Annotated in this window: 17 protein-coding genes; 10 read left to right on the forward strand and 7 right to left on the reverse strand. The window is 39.8% G+C overall.

Annotated features, from left to right (window positions below):
* Positions 1 to 35 precede the first annotated feature (35 nt).
* The 3 genes from rbfA (at position 36) to GN157_RS17180 (ending at position 3,243) form a co-directional block, all read left to right on the forward strand.
* Entirely contained in the window at positions 36 to 428 is a 393-nt protein-coding gene (gene rbfA / locus GN157_RS17170) for a 30S ribosome-binding factor RbfA (protein WP_157484705.1), read from the forward strand.
* A gap of 43 nt (positions 429 to 471) precedes the next feature.
* The gene (locus GN157_RS17175) at positions 472 to 1,641 is read left to right on the forward strand and encodes an ABC transporter permease (RefSeq protein ID WP_231749160.1); all 1,170 of its coding nucleotides are present in this window, start codon (positions 472 to 474) and stop codon (positions 1,639 to 1,641) included.
* Between the two features lie 189 nt (positions 1,642 to 1,830).
* The gene (locus GN157_RS17180; protein ID WP_157484707.1) at positions 1,831 to 3,243 is read left to right on the forward strand and encodes an MATE family efflux transporter; all 1,413 of its coding nucleotides are present in this window, start codon (positions 1,831 to 1,833) and stop codon (positions 3,241 to 3,243) included.
* A gap of 143 nt (positions 3,244 to 3,386) precedes the next feature.
* Here GN157_RS17180 and GN157_RS18050 read toward each other — a convergent pair whose 3' ends face one another.
* The gene (locus tag GN157_RS18050) at positions 3,387 to 4,466 is read right to left on the reverse strand and encodes an FUSC family protein (RefSeq protein WP_157484708.1); all 1,080 of its coding nucleotides are present in this window, start codon (positions 4,464 to 4,466) and stop codon (positions 3,387 to 3,389) included.
* 2 nt (positions 4,467 to 4,468) lie between these two features.
* A complete protein-coding gene (gene dusB / locus GN157_RS17190) occupies positions 4,469 to 5,461 on the reverse strand; it encodes a tRNA dihydrouridine synthase DusB (RefSeq protein WP_035133323.1) in 993 nt (330 codons plus the stop codon).
* A 580-nt stretch (positions 5,462 to 6,041) separates the two neighbouring features.
* Between dusB and lepA the strand changes: the two genes are divergently transcribed.
* From lepA to GN157_RS17215, 5 genes are all read left to right on the forward strand, one after another.
* Positions 6,042 to 7,838: a translation elongation factor 4 gene (gene lepA / locus GN157_RS17195; protein WP_035133321.1), complete on the forward strand. Its 1,797-nt coding sequence runs from the start codon at positions 6,042 to 6,044 to the stop codon at positions 7,836 to 7,838.
* Positions 7,839 to 7,924: 86 nt separating this feature from the next.
* Entirely contained in the window at positions 7,925 to 9,352 is a 1,428-nt protein-coding gene (locus GN157_RS17200; protein WP_157484709.1) for a hypothetical protein, read from the forward strand.
* A 550-nt stretch (positions 9,353 to 9,902) separates the two neighbouring features.
* Positions 9,903 to 10,343: a response regulator gene (locus tag GN157_RS17205; protein WP_157484710.1), complete on the forward strand. Its 441-nt coding sequence runs from the start codon at positions 9,903 to 9,905 to the stop codon at positions 10,341 to 10,343.
* Positions 10,344 to 10,422: 79 nt separating this feature from the next.
* Positions 10,423 to 11,478, forward strand: coding sequence for a thiamine-phosphate kinase (thiL, locus tag GN157_RS17210; protein ID WP_157484711.1), 1,056 nt, complete (start codon positions 10,423 to 10,425; stop codon positions 11,476 to 11,478).
* A gap of 136 nt (positions 11,479 to 11,614) precedes the next feature.
* Positions 11,615 to 14,602 (forward strand): AsmA family protein, encoded by a 2,988-nt coding sequence (locus GN157_RS17215; RefSeq protein ID WP_157484712.1) that lies wholly within the window; start codon positions 11,615 to 11,617, stop codon positions 14,600 to 14,602.
* Positions 14,603 to 14,634: 32 nt separating this feature from the next.
* Here GN157_RS17215 and GN157_RS17220 read toward each other — a convergent pair whose 3' ends face one another.
* Positions 14,635 to 16,179 carry a glycine--tRNA ligase gene (locus GN157_RS17220; RefSeq protein ID WP_157484713.1) on the reverse strand — a complete coding sequence of 515 codons (1,545 nt, stop codon included), beginning with the start codon at positions 16,177 to 16,179 and terminating at the stop codon, positions 14,635 to 14,637.
* Positions 16,180 to 16,270: 91 nt separating this feature from the next.
* Here GN157_RS17220 and GN157_RS17225 point away from each other — a divergent pair, with 91 nt between their 5' ends.
* Entirely contained in the window at positions 16,271 to 16,954 is a 684-nt protein-coding gene (locus GN157_RS17225; RefSeq protein ID WP_157484714.1) for a ComF family protein, read from the forward strand.
* Positions 16,955 to 17,020: 66 nt separating this feature from the next.
* On the forward strand, positions 17,021 to 18,673 hold the full coding sequence (locus tag GN157_RS17230) for an Ig-like domain-containing protein (RefSeq protein WP_157484715.1): 1,653 nt from the start codon (positions 17,021 to 17,023) through the stop codon (positions 18,671 to 18,673).
* Here the strand turns inward: GN157_RS17230 and GN157_RS17235 are convergent.
* From GN157_RS17235 to GN157_RS17250, 4 genes are all read right to left on the reverse strand, one after another.
* Positions 18,660 to 19,427, reverse strand: a complete 768-nt coding sequence (locus GN157_RS17235) for an amidohydrolase (protein ID WP_157484716.1) — start codon at positions 19,425 to 19,427, stop codon at positions 18,660 to 18,662. The genes GN157_RS17230 and GN157_RS17235 overlap by 14 nt on opposite strands.
* A 368-nt stretch (positions 19,428 to 19,795) precedes the next feature.
* The gene (locus tag GN157_RS17240) at positions 19,796 to 21,211 is read right to left on the reverse strand and encodes a glycoside hydrolase family 30 protein (protein WP_157484717.1); all 1,416 of its coding nucleotides are present in this window, start codon (positions 21,209 to 21,211) and stop codon (positions 19,796 to 19,798) included.
* A gap of 55 nt (positions 21,212 to 21,266) precedes the next feature.
* A complete protein-coding gene (locus GN157_RS17245) occupies positions 21,267 to 22,727 on the reverse strand; it encodes a glycoside hydrolase family 30 protein (RefSeq protein WP_157484718.1) in 1,461 nt (486 codons plus the stop codon).
* 15 nt (positions 22,728 to 22,742) lie between these two features.
* Positions 22,743 to 24,227 (reverse strand): RagB/SusD family nutrient uptake outer membrane protein, encoded by a 1,485-nt coding sequence (locus GN157_RS17250; RefSeq protein ID WP_157484719.1) that lies wholly within the window; start codon positions 24,225 to 24,227, stop codon positions 22,743 to 22,745.
* Between the last annotated feature and the right edge of the window lie 5 nt (positions 24,228 to 24,232).

The following is a 24,232-nucleotide window of genomic DNA, read 5'->3' on the forward strand; positions in this document are numbered from 1 at the left end:
GGCTTTACTTGCAAAACTTTCAGTACTTTTGCATTATGGAAACGAACAGGCAAAAAAAAATAGGCAATCTGTTGCAAAAAGACCTTGTAGATATCTTACAGGGCGAGGTACGTAAAAACGGAATAAGCAACCTTATCATATCTATATCTAAAGTAAGTGTAACCAGCGACCTTTCTATAGCAAAGGTTTACATGAGTGTTTTCCCTTCAGACAAAGGAGAGGAAATACTTGAGGCAGTGCGCTCTAACACACCGCTTATTAAGCACGACCTTTCGCAGCGTGTTAAATCACAGCTTAGAAAAGTGCCGAACCTTATTTTTTACATAGACGATTCATTAGACAGGATAGACCTTATTGACAAAGAGCTTAAAGGCGAAAACAACCCTATTAAAAACCCTGAACTTTTAGACAAACGCAAGAAATCATAATAATAATTTGAGCTTCCCTTTTTACATTGCCCGAAGGTACACCATGACTTTAAGCAAAAGCACTGCGGTTAATATAATCTCCGTAATTGCTGCTGCGGGTATTGTAATAAGTGCAACGGCTCTTTTTGTTATTCTTTCGGTTTTTAGCGGACTCAAAAACTTCAGTCTTTCCTTCACTAACGCTACCGACCCCGACCTTAAGGTTACTACCGAAATAGGAAAATCATTTACGGTTAGCCCGGAACAGGAAGAAAAAATTAAAGGCATTAAAGGCATTGCCAACTACAGCCATATAGTGGAAGAACGTGTTCTTTTTTACTTTGACCAAAAAGAACATGTAGCTTACCTTAAAGGAACCGACAGTATTTTCACACAGGTAAACCCTATGGAAAAGCAACTACTGACAGGTTACTGGCTAACACCACAAACCTCGCAGTGTGTGGTAGGTATGGGCACAGTTGATAAACTATCGATAGGACTGTCCGACTTCGGGCGCCGACTGGAAGTGTATGTCCCAACCACCGGCAAAGGCCCTATAGACAATCCCGAAAAAGCCTTTAATAAGTCGGCTCTTGTGCCTGTTGCCTTTTACTCCATTAATGACGATGTAGACAGCAAGTATGTATACTGCGACCTTGGTTTGGCACAGGAATTACTGCAATACAAGCCAAACCAAATATCGGCACTGGAAATAAAACTGGCTCCGGGAGCACAGGAAGAAACCGTAAAACAGGAACTGCTTACCCTTTTTAACAACAAAGTAGTAATCAAAAACAGGGCGCAGCTTAACGACTCCCTGTACCGCATGCTTAATACCGAAAACCTGGTTACTTACCTCATCTGTTCACTGGTTGTGGTACTTACATTATTCTGTTTGGCAGGCGCACTGATTATGCTGATACTGGACAAAAGGGAAAATATAAAAACATTGTTCTGCCTTGGCGTGGATGTTAAGGGACTTCGTAAAATATTCCTGTATCAGGGAATTTTTATCACGGCACTGGGAACCTTTACCGGGCTCATACTAGGAACCATAATTATAGTATTACAGCAACAGTTTCAGCTCATTACCATTACCCCTACATTACCATTCCCTGTGGAGTATAATATCACCAATATCATAGTGGTATTACTTACACTTTTCACCCTAGGAATACTGGCATCGAGAATTGCTGCCGGAAGGGTAAATTCAAAATTATTGGAAAATTCATAATTTTTTCACCCTACCATTACATTTTTCATTTATATTTACCTCTCAAGATCAAAGGAATATGAAGTTAATTGCCGTCTTAGTCCGCTAAGACTACATACCACCGCTAGCTTTTAAAAAGCAAATGAAGCATTAAACCTTTAATGCCACTCTTTGTTTGTATTATTCTTATAACATTTATTTCACAACATAATGACACAGCAGTCAAAACTGGGCAACGCGTATTCACGCTTTTATGCCTTATTACAACAATCCCTTAAGGGAGAAAACATCGATTTCACTACGGGTAGCATCCGCAGGGGCGTACTGTTACTGGCAATACCCATGATGCTCGAAATGATGATGGAATCGGTTTTTGCACTGGTAGACCTTTACTTTGTGGGACACCTTGAAAACAGTAGTTTCGCCGTACAGACAGTAGGCTTAACCGAATCGGTATTAACCGTAATCTACTCCATTGCCATAGGCATGAGTATGGCTGCCACAGCAGTAGTAGCCCGACGTATAGGAGAAAAAAATCCTGAAGCAGCCTCAAGAGCCGGTATGCAGGCTATAGTGGTAGCCGTGGCGGTTAATCTATTAATTGCCGTATTCGGGTTTGTTTTTGCTACCGATATACTGATATGGATGGGATCCTCAATGGAATCGGCTATTTATGGCACTGCCTTCGTACAAATTATGATGGGTGGTAGTTTTATAATCATGTTGCTTTTCCTTTTCAACGGTATTTTCCGAGGGGCTGGTAATGCTGCCATAGCCATGAAAAGCCTTTGGGTAGCCAACATCTGTAATATTATACTATGCCCTATATTCATAAACGTACTGGATTTCGGATTAACCGGAGCTGCCATAGCCACAACCATAGGTCGTAGTGTAGGGGTACTTTACCAGTTGTACAACCTCTTTAACGGTAAAGGTGTATTAAAAGTAGCTTTATCTTATTTTGTTCCGGACACGGAACAGATTAGAAACCTTGTAAAAATTGCCGCTCCGGGAGTATTACAGTTTGTAATTGCATCGTGCAGCTGGATATTTTTAGCCCAACTGGTAGCCACTACCGGAGGTGATGAGGGGTCGGCAGGTTATCAGAGTGCATTGCGTATTATGATGTTCTTTATGCTACCGGCATGGGGGCTTAGTGGTGCAGCAGCAACACTGGTAGGACAAAACCTTGGTGCGCAACAGGTAGAAAGGGCAGAAAAATCAGTACTGATAACAGCCCGTTTTAATGCCATTTACATGGGAATCATTATGATTATTACCCTTTTAGCTGCCGATAGCTTTATGTGGTTCTTTACCAATAATAGCCATGTACACGACATTGCCGTAAAAGCAATAATGATACTGAGTTCGGGATATGTGTTTTACGGAATAGGCATGGTACTTATCAATGCCTTTAACGGATCGGGTGATACAAAAACCCCTACATGGGTAAACTTTTTCGGTTTCTGGGTATTACAAATCCCGTTAGGCTACCTGTTAGCCAAACATTTCAATATGGGACCTACAGGTGTGTTTATAGCCATACCGATAGCCGAAACTGCCATGACCATAGCCAGTATGACATTGTTCAGAAAAGGAAAATGGAAAAAAGTACAGGTATAAAATAAAAAGGTTGTCTCAAAAGTAATTATCAGTAACAAGTTGTCATTTTGACGAAGGAAAAATCTCAAATTTTTAATTACCAGAGATTCTTCATTCCTCTTCGTTACATTCAGAATGACACTTTTGAGACAACCTTTTATTATTTATTGGGTTCTGAATTTCGTTTTCTCAAAAACAAAGAAAACCAGCAGTGCGATAACAATCCCTATAATCGTATCGAGTACCCTTGCCTGTATGGTAGCCATCATATCCACATTATGCCCTATAGACGCTATGGTAAGCGCAAGCGGCGTGATGAACATAAGTGCGAGTCCGTAATTGCGCATAACCACTACCTCAATACCAAACTGTAGTATCAGTACAGTCAATACCAGTCCCAACCCCTGCGGATTAATCAGCAGTATAATTCCGTACAGCAACACACCCAATAGCGAACCTATCATCCTGTGCACTCCTTTAATAACCGTAAGCCTTACTGAAGGTCCAGCCTGCAAAACTGCTATTACCGGAAGTACCATCCAGTAAATACGTTCTTCCTTAAACACCCACGCCATTAAAACTGCCAGGGTAACTCCGGTTACTATACGCAAGGTTATGGCTTTGGACACCTCATCAAACTTTAATCCCGAAAATATCTCATTGAATTTTCTTCCGTTATGTTCAGGCTTTCTGAATTTTTTAAACAACAACGGAAACACGATTACCACATATCCTGCAAATGCACCAAGCCCAACAAGCAATGGATACATAATACTGCTTAAATGCTGTACCTCAGGCGCAGAAGACGATGCTATTTTTCCGGTTACCGCCGCTACCAAAACCATCATCAACGGTCCCGGAGGACCAAGCCTCCAGCCTATCATAAATACACAACCAATTATGGTTACCAGTACAATGCACAGCATTTTAAGCCATACATCGGTAGCCATATAAGCACCCAGCAGGGAAGAAAAAGTAATCGCCAAGATAACTACAGGAAGTACTACTGCCCTTTCTTTTCTTTTCAGTTGCGGGCAGTGTAATGCGGTAAGTCCGCCAAGGGAAGAAATAAATCCAAGGGTTAAATGCCCCGAAAAATAAAAGGCAAGCAAAGGTATACCCATAGCAATGGCAGCCTCTAGGCCCACTCCCCATCGCCACGGATTATCGTTTAACGCTACAACCTCCTTAAAATTCTTTCGGGCTTTTACCGCTGTTCGTTTGCTTTGAAGAGAGGTAGCCACAATTATACCATTTTATAATCGGCAAACTTATCAAGCACCTCGTCAAATACAGCATACACATCTTCAGGCTTGTCGTTAGACACCATTCGCTGCCTGTATTCCTTAAAGCCGTGTATCCCTTTAAAGTAATTAGTATAATGCCTGCGGGTTTCAAACACTCCTACTCGCTCCCCTTTCCAGTCTATAGACCATTTTAAGTGGTTGCGGGCTGCTTCCACACGGTCTTCAACAGTTGGTTCCGGCAAGTGTTCACCCGTTTTGAAGTAATGTTTTATCTGATTAAAAATCCACGGATACCCAATAGCCGCACGACCTATCATGATACCGTCCAGTCCGTATTCATTACGGTATTTAAGCGCTTTTTCAGGGCTGTCAATATCACCGTTTCCAAAAATAGGGATATGGATTCGCGGATTGTTTTTCACTTTTGCGATAGGAGCCCAGTCGGCCTCCCCTTTATACATTTGCGCACGGGTACGTCCGTGTATGGTTAAGGCCTTAATACCTACATCCTGTAACCTTTCGGCCACCTCATAAATATTAATGGAATCATCATCCCAACCCAGTCGGGTTTTAACCGTAACCGGAAGATGGGTACTGTTTACTACAGCTTTAGTAAGGCGAACCATCAGGTCGATATCTTTAAGTACTCCAGCTCCGGCACCTTTACATACCACTTTTTTTACAGGACACCCAAAGTTAATATCTACTATATCGGGATTCACTGTCTCCACAATTTTGGCACTCATAGCCATCGCCTCTTCATCACCCCCAAATATCTGAATCCCTATCGGCCTTTCATAATCAAATATATCCAGCTTCTGGCGACTTTTTATCGCATCGCGTATAAGCCCCTCCGAAGAGATAAATTCACTATACATAAGGTCGGCCCCATGTTGCTTGCACAATCTGCGGAAAGGAGGGTCACTCACATCTTCCATTGGCGCCAGCAACAGCGGAAATTCAGGCAGTTCTATATTACCAATCTTAACCATCTTCTTCATTTTGTGCAAAATTACAACATTTTGGCGATATGAAATAAAACCGCATAAGCAAACCCTATAACAGTATAGAAAATTCGAATAACCTGTCCTTTTATATCCATATCGCCGCCCTTTATATTTGCACCACCCAAAAAAATTACCGACTCGTTCAAATATACACAGTCCCCACTGTACCTTTTGCAATCAGTATGTACCACACATATTTTTTTGCCGGCCATGCATACCACACATGTGCCGGCTTTTTATTTTTTTTCGGCTTTTTAAAACCATACCTATTTTTTTACCGTATACATTCATATGGAATGAATGTATTTTTAAGAATCCTGATGATGGATATGCCTCCATCCGTTAAATAGCGGATTAAAAACAGGATTCATTTCATTCGTGATCCCCCTATTTTCCGCAGCACATATTCTATTAGATATGTGCTGCTTTTTTATTTATACAACCCGCTTTGCAACTTGCTAACTTTGACTATATTTGCCGATTAATTTACTACCTTTACTAGTGGCCGCATGTTATTGCACAAATACAGGGCAACAGAGGTAAGTTAAACTGATACTGAACGAAGATGAAGAACATTAGGAACTTTTGTATTATTGCCCACATTGACCACGGTAAAAGTACCCTGGCCGACAGGCTGTTAGACGCCACCCAAACTGTAACTGCGCGCGAGCAGCAGGCACAGCTACTGGACAATATGGACCTTGAACGTGAGAGGGGTATTACAATTAAGAGCCACGCCATACAAATGGACTACATGTACAATGGCGAGAAATACACCCTTAACCTTATTGATACTCCGGGCCACGTAGACTTCTCTTATGAGGTATCCCGTTCTATCGCAGCCTGCGAAGGAGCACTTCTTATTGTAGATGCTGCACAAAGCATACAGGCACAAACCATCTCTAACCTATACCTTGCACTGGAAAATGACCTTGAGATCATACCGGTACTTAACAAGATAGACTTACCGAGTGCAAACCCGGAAGAGGTAAGTGATGACATTGTAGACCTTTTAGGCTGTAGACTTGAAGACATTATCCCTGCCAGCGGTAAAACCGGACTTGGTGTAGATAAAATATTAGAAGCTATTATTGAACGTATACCGGCTCCGAAAGGAGATCCGGAAGAGCCGTTACAGGCACTTATATTCGACTCGGTTTACAACCCTTTCCGTGGTATTGAGGTTATATTCAGGGTAATTAACGGTTCGATTACCAAAGGACAAAAAGTTAAGTTTATGGCTACCGGTAAAGAGTATTTTGCCGATGAGATTGGTACGCTTAAACTAAACCAGGTTCCTAAACAGGAAATTAAAACAGGCGATGTAGGTTATCTTATTTCCGGTATTAAGGAAGCAAGAGAGGTAAAAGTGGGTGATACCATTACCGATGCCAAAACGCCAACACAAAATATGATTGCCGGTTTTGAAAACGTAAAACCGATGGTATTTGCGGGTATTTATCCTGTTGATACCGAAGATTATGAAGAGCTTAGAAACTCAATGGAAAAGCTTCAGTTAAATGATGCTTCCCTTGTTTTTGCTCCTGAAAGTTCGGCGGCACTTGGTTTTGGTTTCCGATGCGGATTCCTTGGAATGCTACACATGGAGATTATCCAGGAGCGTTTAGAGCGTGAGTTTGACATGACGGTAATTACTACCGTACCTAACGTGTCGTACCATGCCTATACCAAAAAAGAACCGGAAAAGGCTCTTATAGTAAATAACCCATCTGACTTACCGGAACCTTCAAAACTTGACCGTGTAGAGGAACCTTACATTAAGGCTACCATTATTACCAAGAGTGACTTTGTAGGAAACGTAATGAGCCTTTGTATTGAAAAGCGTGGTTTGATTACCAACCAAACGTATCTTACTACAGAACGTGTGGAGCTTACTTTTGATATGCCGCTTGCCGAGATTGTATTTGACTTTTATGACAGGCTTAAAACCGTATCTAAAGGATATGCCTCGTTTGACTACCACCCTATAGGTATGCGTGCTTCTAAACTGGTTCGTCTTGACGTACTGCTTAACGCACAGCCTGTAGATGCGCTTTCGGCACTTATCCACGAGGATAATGCTTACAACATTGGTAAAAAAATGTGTGAAAAGCTTAAGGAACTTATACCACGCCAGCAGTTTGACATTCCTATTCAGGCAGCTATAGGGGTTAAGGTAATATCGAGAGAAACAGTAAAAGCCCTACGTAAAGACGTAACGGCAAAATGTTATGGTGGTGATATTTCACGTAAGCGTAAACTTCTTGAAAAACAGAAAAAAGGTAAAAAACGTATGCGTCAGGTAGGTAACGTGGAGATTCCGCAGGAAGCTTTCATGGCAGTACTTAAACTGAACGACTAGTACTAAGTATTGAGTACAAAGTATTAAGATAAAGAAACCCGGTGCAGATGTGCCGGGTTTTTTGTTTATATTTAACAAAAAAAATCATGCCTTACACTGTTCTAAAAAATTTTGACGAAATCTTAACTATCACCAATTTTAAAGATTTTGAATTTGACTTTCCTTTAGAAATTTACCCTACAAATGTTTCTAATATTAATTTGCTGTTTGTTGATTGTAAATTTAATTTTGATATAAAAATAAAGAATATTATCATCCCTAATTTTAATATCAGTTTCATCAATTGTAAATTCACTGATAATATAGAAATAGTTAACAACATTATTGAAGACATAAAATTAATTTGGCACTTTGACAATAACAAACCTAACAATTGTCATATAAACTCTTATCTTAAAAAAAAGAAAATTAACATCTCAAGTAATGAAATAAGAGGTTTTTGTAAAATTACAGGACTTAACCATCATTTAGGAAGATTTTCTTTTATTGCCAATGTATTCTCAAAACAACCTCGAGAAGTTCACTCTAAAAGAAAAACTGATTATCCTATATGTATTATCAATAACAACAACATAACAAATCCATCTATACATGGCAATACTTTTTATATGCCATTTGAATTCTTATCAAATAACTTAAAATATAACGAAAAATATAGTGGTCACTATTTTCAAAATAATTTATTTCAAAAATCAGATTTCTCGAATACTAATTTTGGAGAATATGCTACTTTTCATGATTCTAAATTTTACTCTACAACATTATTTATTGACTGTAAAAACATAAGCAACACTAAAATGATATTTTCCTCATGTGAATTTAAAGGTTTCACATTATTTGATAAATCGAAGTTTAAAGATTTGGAAATTAAACATACTATTTTTGAAAAGAAAACTTCTTTTGAACAAATCGAAATTGAGAATCTAAAATTGCATCAAGTATCATTTTTTCAAGGAGCATTTTTTGATGAGATTAATATAAAAAACATTAAAAATGAAAACTATTTAAAGTCATTAAAAAACAAAGATGCTCGAGAATTAAGAAGAACCTTACGTTCAGTTAAACAAGAACTACAAAAAGCAGAAAACCGTATTGATTACAATCGATTTAGAGGATATGAATTACAAGCACACTACCAAGAGTTAGATTGGGAAAATAATTTTAAAGACAAAGCCATATTATGGGCTACAAAAATTTCTACGGGTTTTGAATATAGCTGGACTAAAGCATTGCGTTTTGTTTTAACAGGAGCGCTAATTTTCTACTCCTTATTTTTTATTTCAGAAAATTATATGCTAAGTCTAGATTTATCAAGCCTGTCTTCAATAAAAGATTTTGTATCCGGTTATTTTAGGTTTTTAATTGTTACTGATTTTTACAATCCTTTAGAACAGAAGCGAATTTTTATTGATAACAGTAACACTACAGGTTGGATTATCTTCATTTTAGGTAAAATTGTTTTAGCATTCGGCATTTACGAAATGATACAGGCTTTCAGGAAGTTTAAAGCATAATTTTAAAAGATCCTTCACTCCATTGCATTACGTATCAGGATGACATACTGCAATGTCATTTCGACGATAGGAGAAATCTCATTCAAAATTTAAATTCATCATTAAAATAGATTACCACGTCGTTCCTCCTCGCAATGACAGCAACAGGTAACGGCATTAAGCTCCGTGGCGTAAAGAAAATTATAAATGAAGCGTAAAAAAGCATCCGCTGTTTGAGCGAAGTGAGTTCGGATGGTTTAGCCGAATGCCATAATTTTTAGCCTAAGGAGTTCCAGCCTTGACTTTTTGGTTCTTTTGTGTCAAGACAAAAGAACAGAAACAGAGATCCTTCACTCCATTGCATTACGCATCAGGATGACATACTACAATGTCATTTCGACGACAGGAGAAATCTCATTCAAAATTTAAAATAGATTGCCACGTCTTTCCTACTCGCAATGACAGCGCTCCAAAACACAACTTTATGACTCTTTTATGTTAGCAAAACCCTAATGTTTGAGGCTTTACCACGTAGCACACTTACTTTTGCAGCGTGAATAAGCATTACATTATGAAAAAAGACGGCCCCATAGTTATAATTGAGGATGACGATGACGATCAGTTTATTTTTGGTGAGGTTCTAAAAACATTCAGTCTCCCTAATGAGATTATTTTTATAAACGACAGCACCAAAGCCATTCCTTTCCTGAAACAGGAGCACATTCATCCCTTTTTGGTCATATCAGACATTAATATGCCAAAAATGAACGGCCTTGAACTTTGCGACGAAATAAGAAAAGACATTTCCCTTTCCCAAAAAACAAAACCTTTTATCTTTTTCACCACTATGGGTAGCACCTACCCTATAGAAGAAGCCTTTAAGCGCGACGTACAGGGATACTTTTACAAAACCCCTGATTACAAACAGCTAACCGAAAACCTCAAGGAGGTAATCTACTTTTGGCAAAATGTGGAAGATACCGAAAACCACGATACCGAATTAAGTGCCTAACCCAAAACAGACTTCTAGGCAACTTCTTGAACTTTTAACGTTCTAAATCGTAACTTTGCACCTTTAGAACCTAAAAGAAATGATTGAAGATAAAAACCAACAGCGCACTGATTTAGGTCAGCTTGGCGAATTTGGCCTTATAGAGCACTTAACACAGAATATAGAGATAAAACATCCTTCTACCCTTACCGGTATTGGCGACGATGCTGCCGTACTTGATTTTAAGGATAAAAAAACGGTTATCTCTACCGATTTGCTTGTTGAGGGTGTACACTTTGACCTGGGGTATGTTCCGTTAAAGCACCTTGGTTATAAAGCTGTGGTAGTAAATGTAAGTGACATTTGCGCCATGAATGCAAAGCCTACACAAATTACGGTTTCCATAGCGGTATCTAACCGTTTCCCGGTTGAGGCGTTAGACGAACTGTATGACGGTATTAAACTTGCCGCAAAAATATATGATGTAGACATTATAGGTGGTGATACTACCTCATCCCAAAAAGGTATGATTTTAAGCATTACCGCTATTGGTGAGGCAGATGCCGACGAACTGGTATACCGCAACGGCGCAAGCGATAACGACCTACTTGTGGTTACAGGCGATGTAGGTTCGGCTTACATGGGGCTACAGGTACTGGAAAGAGAGAAAGAAGTATTTAAAGTAAACCCTAATAACCAACCCGATTTAGACGCTTACACTTACCTTATAGAACGTCAGCTAAAGCCGGAAGCCCGTAAGGATATCAAAGAGCTTTTAAAAGCGCTTGAAATTCAGCCTACGGCCATGATTGATATTTCTGACGGACTGTCGTCTGAGATTATCCATATTTCTAAAGCCAGTGGTGTGGGCTGTAACCTGTATGAGGAGAAAATCCCTATAGACCCTCAGTTCATTAATGTATGTGAAGAGTTCAATATTGACAGCACTACGGTAGCAATAAACGGCGGTGAGGATTATGAACTTTTATTCACCATAAAACAAAGTGATTACGACAAGATAAAGGGCAACCCTAATTTTACGGTTATAGGTCACATGACTCCCGAAAGCGAAGGCACACATCTTATTACCCGTGCCAATACTAAAATTCCGCTTAAGGCAAGAGGCTGGAACGCACTTTCAGAAAATAAAGAATAATACACAAAGGCTCCTATCGGAGCCTTTGTGCTATTTATACATTTGGTATAATTAAAACAGGGATTGGTATAAAAATACTCTTGTTAAGTTTAAAACCTGTTATATTTCCGTCGTGTAAAACCTTACCACAATTGCTATGAAAATAAAAAAGATACTCAGGAGAACCCTATTTTTTTTCATCTCGCTATTTGTACTCTTTTCAATAGCGGTAGCCATTGCGCTTAATTTTGTTTTCACACCCGAGAAGATTACACCTACCGTAACCGAAATGCTTAACGAAAACCTTAATGCAAAGGTTAACTGCCAAAGCATAGAACTTACCTTCTTTACCACCTTTCCTTCTTTTGGCATCACACTAAAAAACGGAAGCCTTGTAACACCGTCATTCAGGGATAGGGAAAACGACACCCTTGCCCGCTTTACAGAGTGCAGGGCTTCCTTTAATATCAGTAAACTTTTAACCAAGCATAATTTGGTTGTTAACGAACTTTCGCTAACCAATCCCAAAATAAAAGCAGTTATACGAAAGGACGGAAAAGCCAACTGGAATATTGTAAAGGAAACCGAAACCGACACTATAGCAGTAAACGACACTACTTCCTCATTTAAAATCAATTCGGTTTTCATTAAAAAACTAAGCATTGAAAACGCAAAACTGTCCTATCATGATTTTGTAACCAAAGCACACGTACGTATAGACAGTTTTAATGTAGCGCTAAAGGCAGCAAACACCAATGAAAAGCTAATGCTCACTACCCAAACATCAGGCAAAAGGATTAACTTCTCAAAAGACGGCGTGCGCTTTGCCCGAAAACTGAAAGCCAGCCTTAACACCAAAATATTTTTCGACAAGAAAAACATGAAGGTCGATTTTGATAAAAGCGAACTTGTACTTAACGACATTGACTTTCTAGCCGAAGGGCATTTCAGCATCGACACCCTAAAACGGGAAGTAGATACCGATATTTCTCTGGAAATGAAAGTACCTTCCCTAAAAACACTTTGGGAAGCCATACCGAGGCAGTATGTTAAACAGGAAGATGTGGATGTTGAAGGAAACGTTGCTCTTAAAGCTGTAGCAAAAGGCATATACGGTCAGGGTAAATTCCCGCTTACTGATATTGAGTTTAAAATAGATAATGGTATACTAAAGTATAATAAGTTTCCGGGAGAGATTCGCCATCTGGAAGCCGATATGCATTCGGTATTAAACTTTAACGAACCCGAAAAATCAAACCTTACCATTAAAAACCTTTTACTGGAAGGAACAGGCGTAGATTTACAGGGTAATGCCGTAGTGGAAAGCCTGCTGGAAGACCCTAAAATCGACTCTAACATAAAAGGGGAACTCGACCTAACCACCCTTAAGAAAAAGTTCCCTGTAGCCGCAGATATTGATATACAGGGAGTGGCTCAGGTAGACCTGAATGCCGTTTTTAAAAGCAACGACATTATAAACAGCAACTTTAATAACATGAAGCTTAAAGGACACTCTACCTTCACTAATTTACTGGTGAGTGTACCTAAAGACACCATTTACCTGAAAACGCAGAAAACAGAGCTTGTTTTTGGTCGTAAAGCCGAAACAGACTCCCGAAAGGCTTTCGGAAAAATCAATGTAACCGACCTTACCCTTAATTACAAAAAACAACACGACCTTACCCTTGCCGGGCTGGACATTAAGCTAAGGGCAAAAATGCTGAAAGACAGTATGGCGGCACTGGGCGCCGATATTAAATTCACTAATCTTAAATACAAGGGGATTGACAGCCTTAAAGGCGCTATACGCAGGGCAAATATAACTGCCGAACTCAGCCCGAGAAGCACCAAGGAAAGACCTGCTATAAACACAACCTTTAGTATAGACAGTGCGGGTGTATGGCAGGGCAAAAGGTTTGTGGGGATTAAAAACGGAAACTATAAATTCACCGTAAAAAAGAACCGTGACGAGCAATGGATGCCACGGGGCTATGTGGAGTTTAACAGTCTATTTGCTTATACTCCGGAGTTTGCCATGCCTATGCGAATGGAACACTCTAAAGTGACTATTAACAACAGGGCTATAACTCTAAAAAATGCCCGTATTACTTTTGGGAATTCTGATGTAACCCTAACCGGACAGATAAACAACCTGTTTACAAAACGCTCCCAGGGCAAGGATATTAATGCTAAGCTTACGCTGCAGTCCAATTATATTGATGCTAACGAGATTATGAAGGTAATGCACGACAATACGCCTGAAGCACAACCCGACTTTAATACCGTAGCAGAAAGTCAGAACACTTCGGCACAGCCAACAACTACCGAAAAAGCCGTATTCAAAATACCCGAAAACATCAACTTTGTATTTAACAGCGATATAAAGAAATTACGTTACGGCGAACTGGATATGACCGATATAAAGGGATTACTAAAGGTAGAGGAAGGACACCTAAAGCTTAATGAATTTGAGCTTACCACCCTAGCGGCTAAGCTTACCACAAGCATTAATTACACCCCTGTAAACAATACTAAAGCCAAAGTGGATTTTGATTTTAACCTGCATGATATTGAAATGGCTAACATTGCCAAGGTACTCCCGGCTATGGACAGCCTTTTCCCTATGACAAAATCGTTTGAAGGCAAAGCCCATTTACGAATGCAGGGTACTGCTATGCTAAATGAAGATATGACGGTTAACATCCCTACTGTACGCAGTATTGCCGCACTACAGGCCACCGATATTATGGTGCTCGACAGCGAAACCTTTACCGAAATGGCAAAAACCCTTATGTTTAAACAAAAGGAAAAGAATACCATTGAAACCCTTGAAATGGAAATGATAATAGAGCAAAGCCATATGGAAGTATTGCCTGCACTGGTGGAAATAGACCGTTACAGGCTTGCCATAGGTGGTATACAAAACCTTGACCTTACTTATGATTATCATGTTTCGGTACTCAAGTCACCCATACCGTTTAAAACAGGTGTAAACATAAAAGGTAATCTGGACGATTATAATATAAGCCTGGGGAAAGCCAAATACAAATATTACTTTACCGATAAGGAACGACTAAAAGAAAAGGCAGACGAAAGCATTATCAATAAAAAGAAGAAAATTTTAGCGCAATTACAGTTTGAATAACAAAAAAGGCTCCCGATTGGGAGCCTTTACTATTATTTCATTTTCATGAGCCAGTTTCTTACCGAAACCTCCTCATTGATGATACCTCTTAATTCTGATATCTTTACCCTGTCCTGCTTCATAGTGTCGCGGTGACGGATGGTTACCGTTTGATCTTCCAGCGTTTGGTGATCTACCGTAATACAGAACGGAGTACCAAGGGCATCCTGTCTTCTGTAACGACGGCCTACAGCATCTTTCTCATCATAAGCCACGTTGAAGTCCCATTTAAGGTCTTCAATAATTTCGCGGGCTACTTCAGGAAGTCCATCTCTCTTTATTAACGGAAGTACAGCCGCCTTAGTAGGTGCCAGTACCGCGGGAAGGCTAAGTACGGTACGGGTTGAACCGTCTTCCAGTGTTTCCTCTTTTAATGAGCTTGAGAATACCGCAAGGAACATCCTGTCAAGACCTACAGAAGTTTCTACAACATAAGGCACATAATTTTCGTTCAGTTCGTTATCAAAGAACTGTAGTTTTTTGCCCGAGAACTTTTCGTGAGCTTTAAGGTCAAAATCAGTTCTTGAGTGAATCCCTTCAAGCTCTTTGAAACCGAATGGGAAATCAAATTCAATATCGGCAGCAGCATTAGCATAATGAGCCAGTTTCTCATGATCATGGAAACGGTATTTTTCCTCACCTAATCCTAATGACTTATGCCATTTTAATCTAGTTTCTTTCCAGAATTCATACCATTTCAGTTCCTCACCGGGGCGAACAAAGTACTGCATCTCCATTTGTTCAAACTCCCTCATACGGAAAATAAACTGCCTTGCCACAATCTCGTTACGGAAAGCTTTACCGGTTTGTGCAATACCAAAAGGCACTTTCATTCTACCGGTTTTCTGTACGTTAAGGAAGTTAACAAAAATACCCTGTGCCGTTTCCGGACGCAGGTATAAGTCCATAGCACTTGCAGCCTCAGCTCCCAGTTTAGTACCAAACATAAGGTTAAACTGGCGTACCTCTGTCCAGTTTTTAGAACCGGTTTCAGGGTCGGCAATACCAAGCTCCTCGATAAGCGCTTTTACATCGGCAAGATTTTCGGTCTCCAGGCTATTAGCCATACGTTTAAGGATAGCATCTTTCTTTTCCAGATAATCCTTAGTACGTGCATTGGTCGCCTTAAATTCCTCTTCGTTAAAAGCATCCCCATAACGGGCTTTAGCCTTGTCGATTTCTTTTTGGGCTTTTTGGTTTAATTTTTCGGCATAGTCCTCAATAAGAACGTCTGCTCTATATCTTTTTTTGGAATCCTTGTTGTCAATCAACGGGTCATTAAAAGCATCAACGTGACCCGATGCCTTCCACGTGGTTGGGTGCATAAATATCGACGCATCAATACCTACAATGTTTTCATGCATCTGCACCATTGATTTCCACCAGTATTCCCTAATGTTCTTTTTCAGTTCGGCACCGTTCTGTCCGTAGTCATACACAGCGCTTAATCCATCATATATTTCGCTTGACGGAAATATGTATCCGTACTCCTTAGCATGCGAAATTACATTCTTAAAAATATCTTCCTGTTTTGCCATGGTGCAAAAATATAAAAAGCGATTGTATATATAAACGCCCTCTTTTATTATCTTTAGCCTAAATCAAAAATATTTTTTTGTTAACCACACCATGTTCAAAAGTTTAGTCAACTTATTATATCCTAAAACCTGTAACGGATGCAATAACAACCTGCTGGAAAATGAAACCGTTTTATGTACCGCATGCCGCCATCATTTACCTTACACACAGCATTGGCTCAATAAGGAAAACGAAACCTATAACAAATTTTACGGCAGGCTTCCGTTAGAACATGCTTCATCCTTACTGTATTTCCATAAAGAAGGTATAGTACAGCAACTTATTCATAACCTTAAATACAGGGGACATGAGGAAATAGGTAAACTTTCGGGAGAATTATATATAGCTCACCTGCTAAACACAGAAGCATTACAATCGGTTACCGATGTAATTCCTGTACCGTTGCACAAAAAACGATTAAAAGAGCGCGGGTATAATCAGGTTACCGAATTTGGAAAAGCAGTAGCAAACGGACTGAATGCTAATTACAATGACGCACTGTTACTTCGAAAAAACTACACCAAAACACAAACCAAAAAAGGACTTACAGACAGGGCTGAGATTACCCGTTCGGCTTTTGATGTTAACCCCACCGAAGACGACAGGAACAAACATTTTTTGCTTATTGACGATGTAATAACCACCGGTGCCACTCTGGAGGCCTGTGGCAAAGCACTGTTAAAAATTCCGGAATCAAAGTTGAGTATCGTAACTATAGCCTATGCACACACTTAAATTTTACAAAAACATTTTATTTACACTAAATATAATTGTTATTTTGTGCTGTTAAAGGGACTTCGTATGCGCAATACTAAATTTATCATATATCTATCGGCAGTTGTATTATTTGCTTCGCTTTTATCATTAAACAGCTGTGCTAAAAGGGGAACCATATCGGGCGGACCTAAAGACACCATTCCTCCGGTGTTAGTGTACAGTACGCCAAATAATATGACGACTGATTTTACAGGTAAGGAGATACAGATAAACTTTAGCGAATACATTAAAATTAAGGATATAAACAAACAGCTTATTATATCCCCACCCATGAAAAACAACCCTGACATTACCCCTATGGGAAGTGCCAGCAAGTTTATCCGCATCAAAATAAAAGATACCCTGCAGGAAAATACTACCTATAGCTTTAACTTCGGGCAGAGTATTACCGATAATAACGAAGGTAACCCCTACTCACAGTTCAAATTTATTTTCTCTACCGGACCTTACATTGACTCGCTTATGCTAAGAGGTAAAATTAAGGACGCCTTTGAGAAAAAGCCCGACAACTTTGTTACTGTAATGTTGTATGAGGCTAATGAAACTTTTAACGATTCTACCGTGTATAAAGAAAAGCCACGCTATGTAACCAACACACTGGACAGCATGGTAAACTACAATCTTGAAAACCTAAAGGAAGGTAAATACTACCTATTTGCATTAAAGGATAATAATAACAACTATAAGTACGACCCAAAGTCAGACAAAATTGCCTTTTTTGAAGAACCTATAAACATCCCTAACGATACGCTTTATGAGCTAACCCTTTTCTCACAAAAAAGAGAATTCAAACCCTTAAAGCCTATGCAGGCATCATCTAACCGTTACTTTGCAGGATATGAAGGCGATGCTAAAGAGGTATCTATAGAGGTTAAAAATGGTACCACACAGGAGATATTAAAAACACTTGTTACCAAAGTACCTGAAAAAGACTCACTACAAATATGGACTCCAAGAGATATTAACAGTGTAGCCGACTCATTACTGGTATCTATTAAAAAGCGGGACTCTATAAGAGAGTTTGTAGTAAAACCTAAAGCAATGAAAGCAGTAGACTCGTTAGCAGTCTCTGCCGTGCAAAAAGGAACAATACACTTTAGAGATACTTTTGCCATATACACCAGTACCCCTATTGTAGATATTGATACCACCAAAATTTCGCTTATCAATAAAGATTCTATAGCAGTTCCTTTCAAAGCTTCTTATGATGTTATGGGCCAAAACCTGAAACTTGACTTTGAGAAAGAAGAAAGTCAAAAGTACAGTTTTACGTTACTGCCCGGTGCCATGAAAGATTTTTACGAAAAAGAAAACGACACCCTTAACTATACGGTAGCAACCAAGTTGTATTCTAACTATGGTAATTTACGCCTTAAAATTGCAAATGTGAGGCGTTTCCCTTTAATACTGGAAGTACTTGATTCAAAAGAAAAAGTAATAGCCACAAACTATATTGAAAACGAATCGCAAACCGAAATGGCGTTTGATAACATCCCTGCCGATATGTATTCGTTAAGGGGTATTTATGACGATAACAAAAACCGCAAATGGGATTCGGGCAATTATCTTGAAAAACGACAGCCGGAGGAGGTGCACTACTACCTTGAAGGAATCAAACCTAAAGAGATAAACGTAAGGGAAAGCTGGGATGTAATGGAAACCTTTACACTACCATAATAAAACGATCCCTATCGTTTAAAAAACTGAATTTTTTACGGGCTTCCAGCATAGTTTCCCTGTTTAGTGAGAGGGTGATTACCTGCTCATTACTATCTGCTTTAGCTAACTCATTGCCAAAACAATCCAACACCTGAGAGTGCCCCGGGTAGTTGTGTCCATTCTCATCCATACCGCAACGGTTTACACCTGCCGTATAACACATATTCTCTATCGCTCTTGCCTTTAAAAGTGCATCCCATGCCTGTACCCTTGGCGTAGGCCAATTTGCCACATAGAGCAGCAAATCGTAGTCCTCGATATTACGTGAAAAAGCAGGGAACCGCAAATCATAACACACCAACGGACAAATTTTCCAGCCTTTATATTCCACTATCAGTTTTTCATCACCCTGAGTATAGGCCTTATCTTCCCCTGCAAGGGTAAACAGATGGCGCTTATTGTAGGTTTGTATTTTCCCGTTAGGGTGCACAAAAATAAGTCGGTTATAATACCCATCCCCATCTTTTATTACAAGGCTGCCAGTTATAGCACATCCCTTTTGTATAGCCATAGCCTTTAACCACTGTACTGTCTCCCCCTCCATTGTTTCGGCAACAGGCTCGGGTTTCATAGTAAAGCCTGTAGCAAACATTTCGGGTAGTACAATCAGGTCGGTTTCTTCCTTAATCCCATTTATTAAACGGGTAAAGTTTTGCCTGTTTGCTTCGTGGTCTTCCCATTGAAGGGCGGTTTGGATAAGGGATATTTTCATTACATGTGTATTTTGATTAAAAGTACAAATACAACAGTACACCTGCAACTATAAAACACAAGAGCCGCGCTTTTAGCGCGGCTCAGTAACTAACCTAAACATAAACTATACTTTAATAAAAAAGTCATTTAAGATCATAACAGCACCATAATAGCCAGTCGTAACAATTTCCACAACATTACGCCGAAAGCTCTGGCTTTTAAGTACCGGTATAAAAGCTATGTTTTACTCTTTATCTAAAAAAGGTTTAGCGCACACCTGTACTGTTAAATAGATTGCGGACAGCTTTTTATTTCCCTTTTGCCGTTAGGCCATCACAAAAAACTCAATGTTTAAAGGGATAAACTATGTATCGCTAAACCTTGTTTTTATTGCAATACAAGAGTTGCAATCGCTCCTGCCTTTAAGGTAACAACCGCATTTTTCTCTCCTGCATTTACTTTTACTGTTTTGTCTTCTTTTGAAGTATTTTGTACAATAGCCACCACATTACCATTTGGTGTTTGGTAAGCTACGTTTGGCAATCCGTCTGCCATGTTAGAGTCTACCCTTACACTACCCGGACGCACAAACTTAGAGGCATGTGCAATGATGTAGTAAGCAGGCTCTCTTGTAACCTCGTCTCCGGTTATGGTAACCGCACCAAGGCAACGGTCACACCCACCCCTGTCTGTATGCGGCAGTTGGTTCTCATCGGCCGCAAGATTCCATTCTAATACGGTTTTACACCAGTTTCTTGGCGCACCTATAATAAGGTTCTCTGTATGCCATGTAAGCTCTTTTGCAAAGTCGCCCGGAGCCCCTACCCATTGCTCGGTAAAGTATAAGTTTTTATCTGGATGCGCATCATGAACCTTAGAAACTGCATCGATAGTACCGCCATACAAATGGAAAGCAGAACCATCTACATACTTAGCAGCCTCCGGGTCATCAAGAATGGTAATAGGATAATCCGGACGGTCAGCATTATGATCGTAAACTATTATCTTAGTTTTAATATTGTTCTTCTCAAATTCAGGCCCTAAATGGTCTCTCACAAATTCCTTTTGTGCCTCTGCCGGCATTAAAAGGCTTGGGTTATTACCCGGATGTAAAGGCTCGTTTTGTACGGTAACAGCATCAATGGTAATACCGTTTGCCTTCATTTCATGTATGTACTTCACAAAGTATTTTGCATAAGCCGGATAAAATTCAGGCTTAAGGCTACCGCCACGTGTATCACTGTTATCTTTCATCCATACCGGTGGCGACCACGGCGAACCTAATATTTTTATATCAGGGTTTATTTTTAATATTTGCTGTAGTACCGGTATAAGGTATTGCTTATCGTAACCAAGGTCAAACTTCTCCATGTTCTCATCGGTCTCTCCTTCCGGAAGATCGTTGTAAGAGAACAGTTTCTCATCAAGATCTGAAGCACCTATGCTTACCCTAATGTAGCTTACACCAATATCACCTTCACCGGTGCCATATAGTTCCTGTAATAACTTCTCTCTTGCCGGAGCCGACATATTGGTTATGTGCTTAGCGCTACCTCCGGTAAGTGTATAGCCAAAACCGTCCATTTCCTGATAGGTTTTGGAAGTATCTATTGTTATTACGGTTTGATTTTCTGTTTCTTTAACTAAAAAGTTCTCCTGCTTTTCAAAAGCAACCGACTTATCCGGCATGGTCAACCAAAGTTCGGCTTCGTTCTTTTTTTCTGCCGTTCCGCATCCTGCCAGCATAGCAAGACTTAAAAGCGGCAAAGCAATCTTTTTCAGTGAGGTATTTTTTTTATGCATAATGTTTAAAAGTGCCCTTAGGCCCTGTTATTGTAAATGTTTGATAAATGCGGTTTTATTGCCATACTATAGTCGCTACCGAATTAGCTTCTATCGTATAATTTATTTTGGTATCCCCTACAATAACCGATATGTTTTTTGTAACACCACTGGCATTAAGCACTACCAGTACTTTAGACCCGTCGGTATTCACAAAAGCTACATTTTTAATGTTAAGGGAATTATCAAACTCGGATGAGCTGACACGTTTTGCACCCGGCCTTACAAATTTTGAAAAATGAGCAAGGCTGTAGTACTCAACATTTTTAGTTACCTGTCCGCCCGAACTTACGGTTACCACACCACGGCAATCGGTACAGCCACCATTGGCAGGACCATGATTACTGTTAAGGGCAAGATTCCAAAGCAATACGTTTTTAGACCAGTTTTTAGTGGTGCCTATAAAAATATTGCTCATGTTCCAGTTAAGGTTTGAGGTAAAATCGGTACTCCATTCACCTCCCGAAACCTCGGTAAAATAAAGGTTCTTATTTGGGAAGGCTGCATGTACCTGATTCATTGCCGAAACATCTCCGGCATAAGCATGAAAAGCCGAACCGTCTATATACTGGCTCGCCTCCTCATCGTCCAATACTGTTATAGGATAGGACGGCTGATCGAAATTATGATCGTATGCTATGATTTTTGTATTTAATCCTGCTTCCTGAAATTTAGGTCCAAGGCTGTTTTTAATAAAACTAGCCTGCTCAAGAGCAGTCATTCCCATAGTAGGGTATCCTGTAGTTTCATGCAGCGGCTCGTTTTGAGGAGTAACCGCAGCTATACTAATACCGTGGTTTGCATAAGTATTTACATACTTTACAAAATAATCGGCATAGGTATCATACCATTGCGGATCAAGGCTACCGCCTCCTAAACTACCCGAATCCTTCATCCAGGCTGGGGCACTCCACGGACTGGAAAGTATTTTAATATCGGGAGCATAATTGAGTATTGACTGCAATACCGGAATAACATGTGCTTCATCTTCCGCTATGGAAAACTGTTCCAGGTTTGGGTCGGTACTTCCGGCAGGAAGGTCGTTATACGTAAAATCTTCCAGCGAAAAATCAGACGCTCCTATGGTTAACCTCAGGTAGCTAAGCCCTATTCCTTCATCAGTACTGAAAAGATTTTTTAATAAAGCTTCCTTTTCAGAAGCTCCCATCTGACTTATTACATAGGCCGATGAACCTGTTAATGCGGCTCCGAAACCGTCAATTTCCTGATACTGCTGTGAGAAATCAACAGAAACTGACGGATAATCGGTCGCATTGTTATCATAAATATCTAATGAAGACTGCTTGCTTAAAAGCTTAGTTTTGTTCCCTGTGGTTACCCAAACATTGGCACTACCAATAACATTTCCGTTGTTTTGGGACGGCGGTGTTGGCGGTGGGGTTGTTCCCCCGTCTTCACTACTCGAACACGACAAAAACATACAGGCTAAGCCAAAAAACCAAAGCGATTTCTTCATGATACTATTTTAGTCTTAGTTATACCCTTCGTTTTGAACAAGGTTAGGGTTTCTGTTTATTTCCTGTTGTGGTATTGGAAGATAAGCCTCAAATGCCTGCATGTTATAGTTTACCGGCTGATTGTCTCGTAAATCAACATCGTCAACATTGTTCATCACTTCAACCACAACACCATTTCTAACAAGATCATCCCAACGGTGCGCTTCCTGAGCAAGCTCAAGCCTTCTTTCCTTCAGGATTACCTGTTTCATAACTGCTGTAGATGCCATTTGCTCTGTAGTCAAATCAGGAAGGTTTACTCTTTCTCTTACTTTATTTACCTCTGTAGCAGCAGCAGCAATATCACCAAGAGCATTGTGTGCCTCTGCTTTTAAAAGAATAATATCAGCAAGACGAAGCAGGTAAACGTGGTCAGAACTTGCCCAACCCATAGCGTTTTTCCATTTGTATGCAAAAGGAATAGAGCTACCTGTAGCATTACCCCAGTACTCATCTACCCAGCTTACTTCCTCAAAAAGAATGGTTGCATTTTTACGAATCTCATCACCTTCAGAATCAAAAGCGTCTACAAGATTATGAGATGGTGTTACAAATTTTCTCCATGTATCACCACTAACAGATGGTGGCAGGTGCATTTGCGGTCCCCATGAACCTTCGTTACCTCCTAAATACTGTATTTCAAGTATTGACTCACTATTATTATAATGGCTACCATCAAACAGTTCGGCATAGCTACCCATAAGGTTATAACCTGCCGGGCTTGTAAGTACCATGTTTGCATAGCTTATTACCTGACCATAATCAGGAGTTGGCTTTTGAGCATAAGCTTTAGCCAGTAAAGCATAAGCTGCACCTTTAGTAGCACGTGCTTTATTTGTACCTGGATCATCTCCATAAGTATCAGGTAGCATAGATGCTGCTGTTTCAAGATCTGTAATGATTTGCGCATACACCTCGTCAGCCGTGTTACGTGGCTGTCTTGTTACCGATGGATCGGCAGAGTTTACCGAAGCCGTAATAATAGGCACACCTCCAAATAGTCTTACCAGCGTATAGTAATGGTAAGCCCTTAAAAAGTAAGCTTCTCCCATTATCTGTTCTCTTCTTTCCTCTGTAATTTGCTGAGATACACCCGGGGTTTGCTCCAATACTACATTAGCTTTTGCAATGGCATTATATATCGCTGCCCATGCATTAAAAACTCTGCTGTTTGCTGTTTCTACATTGATAGCATCTATCTGGAAAACCTCAGGATTATCACCACCTGCGTAGTGATTATCCGAACGTACATCTGAAAACAGGATATGATCCCAAACATAGTAATCGTTACCCTGAAAAGATTCATACACACCTGTTAGAGCCGCCTCTATCTGGTCGCCCGATGTATAGGCATTGTCTTTAATAGACTGCGATATTGGTGTATCATCCAGTCCGTCTTCACAGGCAGTAAATAAAAATCCTGCCAGTAAAAGTGAAAAAACTATTTTTTTATTTCTCATAATCA

It is taken from the genome of Flavobacterium rakeshii, from assembly GCF_009741375.1.
Taxonomy (GTDB): Bacteria; Bacteroidota; Bacteroidia; order Flavobacteriales; family Flavobacteriaceae; genus Flavobacterium; species Flavobacterium rakeshii.